Origin of the sequence: Treponema sp. (assembly GCF_045657965.1) — a bacterium.
Lineage (GTDB): Bacteria > Spirochaetota > Spirochaetia > Treponematales > Treponemataceae > Treponema_D.
In genome coordinates, this window is the sequence record NZ_JAZOUG010000207.1 from 21545 (window position 1) to 30244 (window position 8700).

At 42.3% G+C, this 8700-nt stretch carries 13 protein-coding genes and 1 pseudogene; 7 read left to right on the top strand and 7 right to left on the bottom strand.

Features of this window, described 5'->3' with window-relative positions:
* Positions 1 to 11: 11 nt before the first annotated feature.
* The 3 genes from ACKI5B_RS07595 to ACKI5B_RS07605 are packed head-to-tail and all read right to left on the bottom strand — an operon-like array spanning position 12 to position 2378.
* Positions 12 to 809 carry a hypothetical protein gene (locus ACKI5B_RS07595; RefSeq protein WP_407427405.1) on the bottom strand — a complete coding sequence of 266 codons (798 nt, stop codon included), beginning with the start codon at positions 807 to 809 and terminating at the stop codon, positions 12 to 14.
* Positions 799 to 1827, bottom strand: a complete 1029-nt coding sequence (locus ACKI5B_RS07600) for a hypothetical protein (protein WP_407427407.1) — start codon at positions 1825 to 1827, stop codon at positions 799 to 801. Before ACKI5B_RS07600 ends, ACKI5B_RS07595 begins: the two co-directional genes overlap by 11 nt.
* Positions 1827 to 2378 carry a hypothetical protein gene (locus ACKI5B_RS07605; protein WP_407427409.1) on the bottom strand — a complete coding sequence of 184 codons (552 nt, stop codon included), beginning with the start codon at positions 2376 to 2378 and terminating at the stop codon, positions 1827 to 1829. Before ACKI5B_RS07605 ends, ACKI5B_RS07600 begins: the two co-directional genes overlap by 1 nt.
* A 347-nt stretch (positions 2379 to 2725) precedes the next feature.
* Here ACKI5B_RS07605 and ACKI5B_RS07610 point away from each other — a divergent pair, with 347 nt between their 5' ends.
* From ACKI5B_RS07610 to ACKI5B_RS07620, 3 genes are all read left to right on the top strand, one after another.
* The gene (locus ACKI5B_RS07610) at positions 2726 to 3244 is read left to right on the top strand and encodes a hypothetical protein (protein ID WP_407427411.1); all 519 of its coding nucleotides are present in this window, start codon (positions 2726 to 2728) and stop codon (positions 3242 to 3244) included.
* Entirely contained in the window at positions 3225 to 3698 is a 474-nt protein-coding gene (locus ACKI5B_RS07615) for a hypothetical protein (protein WP_407427413.1), read from the top strand. Before ACKI5B_RS07610 ends, ACKI5B_RS07615 begins: the two co-directional genes overlap by 20 nt.
* 203 nt (positions 3699 to 3901) lie before the next feature.
* Positions 3902 to 4156 carry a hypothetical protein gene (locus tag ACKI5B_RS07620; RefSeq protein ID WP_407427415.1) on the top strand — a complete coding sequence of 85 codons (255 nt, stop codon included), beginning with the start codon at positions 3902 to 3904 and terminating at the stop codon, positions 4154 to 4156.
* Here the strand turns inward: ACKI5B_RS07620 and ACKI5B_RS07625 are convergent.
* Both ACKI5B_RS07625 and ACKI5B_RS07630 read right to left on the bottom strand, forming a co-directional pair.
* Positions 4144 to 4737, bottom strand: a complete 594-nt coding sequence (locus ACKI5B_RS07625) for a hypothetical protein (protein WP_407427417.1) — start codon at positions 4735 to 4737, stop codon at positions 4144 to 4146. The genes ACKI5B_RS07620 and ACKI5B_RS07625 overlap by 13 nt on opposite strands.
* A 263-nt stretch (positions 4738 to 5000) precedes the next feature.
* Positions 5001 to 5702 (bottom strand): HU family DNA-binding protein, encoded by a 702-nt coding sequence (locus tag ACKI5B_RS07630; RefSeq protein ID WP_407427419.1) that lies wholly within the window; start codon positions 5700 to 5702, stop codon positions 5001 to 5003.
* 222 nt (positions 5703 to 5924) lie between these two features.
* Between ACKI5B_RS07630 and ACKI5B_RS07635 the strand changes: the two genes are divergently transcribed.
* From ACKI5B_RS07635 to ACKI5B_RS07650, 4 genes are read left to right on the top strand one after another with little or no spacing between them, the layout of a single operon-like run.
* Positions 5925 to 6167, top strand: coding sequence for a hypothetical protein (locus ACKI5B_RS07635; protein ID WP_407427421.1), 243 nt, complete (start codon positions 5925 to 5927; stop codon positions 6165 to 6167).
* Positions 6164 to 6616: an NlpC/P60 family protein gene (locus tag ACKI5B_RS07640; protein ID WP_407427423.1), complete on the top strand. Its 453-nt coding sequence runs from the start codon at positions 6164 to 6166 to the stop codon at positions 6614 to 6616. The genes ACKI5B_RS07635 and ACKI5B_RS07640 overlap by 4 nt, the downstream gene beginning before the upstream one ends.
* Positions 6613 to 7017, top strand: a complete 405-nt coding sequence (locus ACKI5B_RS07645; protein WP_407427425.1) for a hypothetical protein — start codon at positions 6613 to 6615, stop codon at positions 7015 to 7017. The genes ACKI5B_RS07640 and ACKI5B_RS07645 overlap by 4 nt, the downstream gene beginning before the upstream one ends.
* Entirely contained in the window at positions 6983 to 7243 is a 261-nt protein-coding gene (locus ACKI5B_RS07650) for a hypothetical protein (protein ID WP_407427427.1), read from the top strand. Before ACKI5B_RS07645 ends, ACKI5B_RS07650 begins: the two co-directional genes overlap by 35 nt.
* A 444-nt stretch (positions 7244 to 7687) precedes the next feature.
* On the opposite strand, the gene ACKI5B_RS07655 is transcribed toward ACKI5B_RS07650, so the two are convergent.
* Together ACKI5B_RS07655 and ACKI5B_RS07660 are read right to left on the bottom strand one after the other, a co-directional pair.
* Positions 7688 to 8119 (bottom strand): V-type ATP synthase subunit K, encoded by a 432-nt coding sequence (locus ACKI5B_RS07655; RefSeq protein ID WP_296849555.1) that lies wholly within the window; start codon positions 8117 to 8119, stop codon positions 7688 to 7690.
* Between the two features lie 200 nt (positions 8120 to 8319).
* Positions 8320 to 8700 (bottom strand): annotated as a pseudogene (locus ACKI5B_RS07660) (V-type ATP synthase subunit I); the annotation flags it as partial.

Here is an 8700-nt window from a genome sequence, read left to right on the forward strand (position 1 = left end):
ATTCTTATCCTTTACGATGTGTACTTAAAAACTTGTTTCAATGAGATTGTATATTCGATTACAGCCGTGTAACTGTCAGCCGAAAACAATCCTGTCGTTGTTGGATAAACCTTGAAATACATTTTTCTTGTGGAGTATGTAGGATTTGAGATAAGATTCTCGACATTCTGCTTTACGGATATAGGTTCAGTTCCTTTCACAAGCAGCATCAACTGGGTATCGCTTCCCGTGGACTGGTTATCAAGCCCCGCCGTCTGATTAAGAACTATTGATGCGCTTCTCAAAGGCGGAATCTCAACGAAAAACCAATCCTCGTCTATTACAGGCTCTGTCTTGCTGATGTACCGAACGCACGGAAGGTTGCAAACAAGGTCGTATTCAAGAAAAGAAGCCTGCGACTCGACATCATTACATTCGTTTTCATCTTTCCGAACGGAAGAGGCATAGCCAAACGCATAAGTATTCCCATAGAATTTTTTCTGTCCACGAATCTTGTCTAGCCTGTAAACATAACGGCTGAATTCCGCAAGAGCAGAATCAACAAAAGAAGTCAAAGTTCCTTCATATATACATTTGAATTCAAGGGTGTCGGAGTCTTCCGCGCGCATCAGATAAAATTTGTCAGAGGCGATGTCCTCGCTCCAACTCAGATAAACTGTATTCTCTGTTTTCAGGCTGTCAATTACGGGAACATCTTGAAACGGGTCTGAATTCGTTCTGAAAAGAGCCTCTTCAAAATCATTCTCCTTGCACGAGACAAAAATTATCAAGCAGATAATACAAATCAATCGGGGAAATTTAATCATCATACCGCTCTCCCCTGTAAATGCTGAAAGAAAAACCGAGTGTCGGGCGAACCTCAATGAACTTGTCATCACTCAGATGAAAATCAAACTCGACATCAGTAAAAATTTTAAACCACTCGCAGACCGAAAGCTCATACCCCAATATTCCAAGTGCATTGAAAAAAGTCTCTTTCAGAGTCCGCTCTTCCTCGTATTTCTCCGTGACCGTCAGAATCTCATAGGAATAAGCCATTCCACCGCCGATATAAAAACCGTGATACTTTGACAAATATATGTGCGCAAGAAGCGGAAGCCCTACGCTTATCTTATGAAGATTTAAAGGATATTCATTCTCACTCTCTTTTCCATAAGAATATGTTGCGCGAATTTGACCAGAAAAATCATAACGAAGTGATTTTATCGTGTTGTTTTTTAGTGGCGGAAATATTTCAAGACCGAGATTTCCACCAGCGATTCCCATATACGCATCATTCCATTTTTCTGTTATCGGAGACCAATAGAAGCCCGATATAGGGATTCTGAATTCAAAAGGTCGTTTCTTGGTTTCCGCAAGTTGCCTTTGGCTCAGTCCCAAAACCTGCTCGAACCCCTCAAGAATCCTGTCTGCTAATGTTTCCATAAAGCGGTCATAACGGCTAATTTTATCAACTACAAAGAATTCATCAACGATTTTTCGTTTCTCGCTGTCATAAAGTTTTAAATTTCCGTACCAAGAGGCTTCGTTTTTTTGAACGAAACCGTAGATTATGTACTGCTCACCAAGAATATTGCAGACTCGCTGTGCATCAACAGCGGAATTAACCATATCGTAGTCTTTTTCGCTTGCTTTTTTGAAGCCTACAAGACCTTCAAGCCAATATTTTTCGAGAAGTGAATAAAGTTTTTCATTGGGATTTTCGGGGAAATCTAATTTCTGCGTGTTTTCATCGTAACAAACTATCGGGGCAATAACGGCGTTCTGAGCATATACCGAAGCGAAAGATAAGAAAAATAAGAAAAACAAAAATCCGTAAATCTTCACTATGGTTCCCCCCTCTCTGCTTTTATATGCTTCTCTATTTCATCAAGTTTTGGATTCGCATAGCCGTTCTTACGCAGTACCTCGCAGTCCGAGATTATCTCGTTGTATTTTGTGCTATCCATAGGGTTTATACAGAAAAGACTGTGTGCTTTCTTGAAGCGTATCTCGTTGTTTTCAGGCTGGTATTGCAGAACATCTAAGAATCTCTTGTATGCTTCACGGTAATCTTTTGCTTTGTAAAACGCTTCTGCTTCCGCCGTCATATTTGTGACCGCAGTGTCCTTCTTGACCGAATCAATCCTTTGTTTTTTCTGCTCGTCAAGAAGAAGGTCGTACCCGCTTTTCATTTTCTTTGTTTCGGAAAATTGCCTGTCCGTGCTTTTCCTGTTTTCCGTAATTTCCTGTAAAAGAAGGTCGTCGTACTCCGTGACAGTTTGGGAAAGCGAGTCAATTTTTTCTTCAAGTTGCTCCACTGTAGAAATGATTTTATCGTTCTGTTCCCTAAGTTCCTTGCTTCTTGTATTCAGCAAGAAAATAATTATTACGAGCATAGAAACATAAACGATATGAATCAAAACAGAGTTTATTACTTTCATTAAGAATAATTTTCACATTGAATTCCAATTTTTTAAACTAAAATCATTATATTTTTTTAATTTTTTCTTAGCGTCACCGCTGAGAATAGACATTTTTGAGATTTTCGAGATTTTTTTTAGTTTTTGAATTTTTAATTGTGATTTTCCAACATTATGTTATACTTTTTATGATGCCGATAGAAAAAACACTATACGCATATTCCAAAAATTCTCTGTGGTTTATTCCCACAAATGCCAATTTGTACCACTACGGGTGAAATAATCCTGTAACATATATAGACCCCACAGGTAGGGCTTCAATTTTGCAACGCCCTATAAACAAAGGTCAAAAATGGGCCTATAACACCGCCAATTGGTTTGGTAAAAATTTGGGATTTTTTTTACATGGACTTATCGATTACGGTGATTTATCGTCAACAAATTCTGTATCTCAATATTCCGGTGAGAATTTAGGGATAACAACTACAGACAGTGCAAATACAGAAAGAAATTATAAAATAATTTATACAGGTATGGATGATGCTTTGACCAAGGAAGCGGTAAAAAATGTTAATAATTTAGAAGAGTTCGGCAATGGAGACACTCGTGGATTAGCCAATGGTGGGGATGACAAATCTGCTGGAGGAAAATACAAAATCTTTTTTAATGACTGCAACGATTATACTGCTGCGGTATTTAAGGAATACAAAAGACTTTGGAAAGAAAAATATAAAAACGATAATCCCGAAAAATCATGGTTTGCTAGACAGTTGGAATGGAGAAAGCATAAAAAAGAAATTTCAGCGCAAAAGGGGGACTGGATTGAAATTCCGAAAAATTAGTTTGTATATTGTTATGCTGTTATTTTGTATATTTTCTACATATTCAAATGGAAAAAAAGATTTAGAAATTTCTAAAGATATTCTAGATTTCCTAAATACTTTTTATGAGAACCGTAAAAGTGATTTTACATATACAAAATTCCAGACTTATTTTTTCTCACCGCAATCTTGGGCAGAATTTAATGAATTTTATCGAGGTGGAAGAAAAACAATATCTATTCCTGCAGAAAATGGCGAAAATGAATTTTATTTATTTCAAAATAAAATTTTAGCATTAGGAAGTTTTAACGGCTTCAATATTGTAAATTCCGAATATAAAAAAGCAATATATGATATTTCTGAAGGAGAGTTGTATTGCATTGGAATAGAAGTATGTTATGATTATAAAAAAACATACGAAAATTTTTGGTTGAAGAAAAGGGAGAACTCTTTTTTATTTATTATTATTCTATAAATATATCAAACATAAGTTAGAATAAAAAAAAATCTCTACCCCATATATAGCGTACCCCGCCTATTCAAAATTTCTGTTTGTTACTCACAACAATACGGATTTGTGGGAAGTATAATTTTTTAAAACTTATTCCTTGATTTACAATACAAATAAAAGGTGTTTTTTTCTCCACCTTCTGCCGAAAATAAATTAAGGGGAAGTTTATGAGCGAGAAAAAACAAAAAACATTTATTCTGACGGGAACGCTTGCAAAAGATGCCGAGCCTATCCTAAGTGAAGAAAAGGAACTCGGTTGTTTGCTGACCGTTCGGAAAGGGGAAATAATTTTCAAGGTAGAGATTTTTTCCGAACTTGCCCCAGTCCTTTTCCGCCACGCCCTAAAGGGAATAACCGTCTTAGTTCCCGTCAGAAAGTCGGTTGGCGGAACGCTTTCGGCAAGCATCGCTTATCCGCTCTGACTAATCCTGTCACTCAGCCCAATCCATTTCATCATTGCGACGAACAGCTCCCTTTTTTCAAGAACGCTGAATCTTTCTTTTAGCCGTGAAAGGCTCGTCTGAACATAAGGCAAAGATTTTCTCGTGAGCAAAGCCGTTTCTTTGAGCGAAAGCCCCTCAAAAACAGAGAACATAAGCTCCTTGTTCATCTCGCTCAGCGACTCGTAATCTAGGAATCTTCCAAGTGAGCGAACCGATGCGTTGTCCTGTGCGACTTTTGAAACATAACGATTGCCACGAGCGATGCACTCGCCGCACTGCCTCACCTCGTCAATGCTCTCAGGACATAAAAGCAAGGACAAATATTCCTGCTTGCGAACGAAATTCAAGAAAAGCACGCTCGGCTTCCGCTCGCAGAAAAGCGTTACAGGACACCGTTTTTCTTTCAGATAAAAGATTGCGTTCATAGCCGAGTTTTCATCGGCATTGCATCCGACTACTGCACGGTCATCTGATGAAATCTCCTTGTCATACAAAGCGTTGTTGTTACAAAATTCAAACGGCGAGGAGGGAAAGAGAGCCTTGAACACGGGGGTATGCATAGCATACTCCGACGGCGAGAAATTTATAAAAAGAACTTTTTCCATATATCTATTAACGGCACTATTGGCTAAACTCAACAGGACTTTGAACAAAAGTCAGCAGGACTTCGCCCCAAAGTCAATAGGACTTTTGCCCGTAGTTCATTGAACTTTAGTCGAAAGTTCACCTGACTTTAGCCCGAAACTCATAGGACTTTAACACAAAAATGACAAAAAATGCCGTACCAAAATTGAAGGCACGGCAAATTCTTTTGTCAGATTTTCTAGCTTATCACGATTTCCTCAGAAAAGGCTTCGGTGTATTGGATTGTGCAGGGTTTCGCACAGATTTTGAGCGTGTATTTGCCCGCCGCACAGTCGTTCGGAATCCTCGTATCAATCCGCTTGTTTGTGTTCCATGCATAGTAGTCAAGTCTAGTAGAAACGCCGTCTTTCTCTATGAACACCCCCTGCGTTTCGTCGGACTGGTCGAATTTGAGGTAGTCGCCGAGAATTCGGATTATGTCGCCGGCCTTTATCGTGTTATCATCGTTCCCATCGGCGTTCAGCACATCCTCAATGCTCGGAATCATTTTGAGACGGTTGCTAACCCGCTCCGTTTTTGTATTGGCGAGAATTGAGCGAGAAATTGTGGTGTCGGCAAGGAATCTGAAGTTGAGGCTGTGGTCGTTTGTCGAAAGGCTCGGCTGGAACGAGGCGAGTTTGTCGTCCGTAGTTCCGCCCGCCGTCACGAAGAACAATCCGAGCGGTCCTCGCACCGTGTAGCCGAGTTGGGCGTAGCGGAGGACAACGGACTTGTAGACATCCATCACGCCCGAAATGTCGGCTTTTGTTACTGTCGTGTTGTTCGCCGCCATCTCGTCAACGAGATTCTCAAATGTGATTTCCGCCTCGTTCTCGGAGCGGAAGTTGTACTTAGCCTTTGCATTGGCTGTCATGTTCTGTCTCAGAAAAATCTTGAGCATATAGAACTCCTTTTTGTTTGCTTTTGGCGGACAATTCGCAACGCGAAGTTTCAGTCCGCCGTTCGTGCTTTCAATATACCGCAAGAAAAGGGGCAACTATTGGTTATGTTTCATATCAGGAAAACGGTAACAAATATAATCATTCACGCAATCAAAAGTGGCAGTATATTTCAGACATCTTAATTCACGGAAAGTTTTGCTTTCCAAAAAGGAGGTCTCGGTATGGAAAACGATATGCTTACGAAAATCTACGGCGAGTTCTGCTCGCTTCGTGGCGAGATGTCTGAGTTCAAGAGACGAACGCTTGAACGGCTAGAAGAATTAGAGGGGAACTTCAAGCAAAGTTCCGTTGAGCGGGCGGCAAGATTATGCCGACTTGTGTCACTCGCGACGGGGCTTGTCGCTCTCGTGTCTGCAGCCTACACGGTTCTTTCAAAATTCCTTGAAAATGGGGGCGCGGTATGAAAAAGAATATGAAGCAACTTGGCGAATTCACGGAAGAGCTTTTTGGCTGCGGACTTAGTGAAGCGGAAGTTTATAAATGCATTCTTATGGAATTCTACGGAACGCCATATCTTTGGGGCGGTCAGTCACCCGAAGGAAGCGACTGTTCGGGCAGCGTTTGCACGGCGTTGAGCCTCGCAACGGGACGGGCTATAAGAGTGACGGCGGACACGCTTTACAAGGGATTTTTCACCGAAGATGTGACGGACTTTTCGGACAAAAATCTTATTTATGCCGCATTTTTCCTTGACGAAAGCGGTAAGGCAGTCCATGTTGCGGGTTGGTGCGATGGGAAATATATGAATGTGTCGCGGTGCGAGCCTAACGAGGCGGGGAACTTTCGGAGTGGTGCGGAACTCCTTCGCCTCTACCCACATCTTAAAATGGTAAAAAGGGGGAGGCGAGTATGACGACGATTGATTTTTCATACCGTGAACTTGTCACAAACATTGTAAAGAGAATCTTGCTCCTCGCGGGAAAACTCGCGGGCTACAAAGGATTTGCCGTGCTTGTGGCGACTATTCTTCTCTGCGCGGGATATGTCGGCGAGGTGGCATGGGCTTCGGTTATAATCTCCGCCCTGTGCGGCGTGGTTTTGCCGAAAGCGGTCGGGAATTTCGGAAGTTCAATTTCGGACTTCTATTCAGAAAACAAAGGGGGAAATCAAAATGAGAAAATTACAAATTACAATCAGCGTGCTTCTCGCGCTGTCGCTAAGCCTTCCGATTCGGGCAAACGCGCCATCGAAAACGGAAAGCGAAAAATCAGGGAAGCCGTTGAGAGAGCAAAGTCAGAATCAGAAGAAGAATGATTCCGTTGACTATGACACGCTCGTCGCCGAACTCGACAAGATTCTTGAAGAGACGTTGAGCGAGGCTCTTGAAGAGCAATACGCCAATTTGAACGCGCAATTTGCGAGGGAAAGCGAAAGGCTGTTTGAGAGCCGCTCATTTTGGCGAAAAGCCGCCGTCACGGAAGGGCTTGTGATTTTAGGTGGTGTGTTTGCGGGGGTAATGGTGTACAAGCTGAAAGAGTAAATCTCCATCTATACCAGTATTCGAAGCGAGCCAGTGCCTAAACCAGCTGAAAAAAAAAGGTGGTCGGAGTCGGGGTTCTGGCAAAACCTATGCCAGTATTCACGAATGATACAATGCTAGCATTTCGAGTTAAGCAAAAAAAGACGGGCGTAGGTGTGGTTCTGACAAAGCCCCGCCCTTCGCAGCATAGCTGCTCGGAGACTCGCTAAAAACTTGCCTCGCAAGTTTTTGCCCTGCTTCGCAGTGCCGCTCCCTATGAACTTGTTCACCACAAATCCTATGTCAGACTTTCTGAACGAGCCAGTGCCAGAAAATCCACTTGAGCAAAAAAATAGCGGCTGGAGTCGGGGTTCTGACAAAAAGTCGCTTGAACTTGTTCACCGCGACTTTTATGGCAGGTTCTCGACGGGAAGCCGCTATTTTTTTGTTTCAGTTAGAAATTCCTTAGCACTGAATCATTCCGAATACCATTGCGAAGAGCGCTACAGTTTCACAAAGACCTACGACCATAATGTAGTTAGAGAAACCTTTTCCTGTCTCACCGAGAGCGTCTGAACCAGCCGCACCAGCCTTTCCCTGAGCGATAGCAGAGAAACACATTGCCAAGCCTGCCGCAATTCCCAAACCGAGGAAGAAAAGCGGATTCTCAGCGATTTTTGCTGAGCCTGCCATCTGCTGCATAAGAAGGAAGCCGTAGATTGTCTGTGTAAGTGGGGCACCTGCGAAGACTGTCAAGATGAAGGGAGCCGGTTTATTTGCCATAAAACAGCGTTTCCATGCACCAATTGCGCCCTGACCTGCGATACCGATACCGATTGCAGAACCAATAGCTGCAATACCCATTACAAGACCTGCACCAATCATTCCAAAATTCATAATTTTCTCCTATGAAAAGCCGAGAAGGAAGTTGTAGCAACTTTAGTTGCAGACTTTCTAGCGGCTTTTCAGGCTTCTCCGCAATGTAATGAGGAGAAGCAGTTAATATTGCAAGTTTCCGTACGGAAACTTGTCAAGATAAAAAACGGACGATATTTTAGGCCGTTTTTTATCTATATCTCCTTTTTTTACCGTAAGTTTTATTCACTCAACGGTTCATACTTAAAGCCTGCCCAACTCATTCCCAAGTGATTTGAGAATTCCAACGTATTCAAACGAACGCCGTGGACGATGACCGAAAGCAAGTTCAAAATCATGTTCAAGCCATGACCAAAAACAAGCAATACGATAAGGACGATGAACAAAGCCGCGTGCCCAACCAGTGGGCCTGCGAATGTGTTTACCGTGCCGGAAATTGCGGCTCCAGCCAGACCTACAGCCCACAATCGGATGTATGAGACGATGTCCGAGAACACATTGACCACTCCCAGCAAAACCGAGATGATGTTCTTTACGCTCTCAAGGATTGATTTACCGACGCTTCCTTCGTAGTTTGCGAAAACGAAGCTGAATGCAAATCC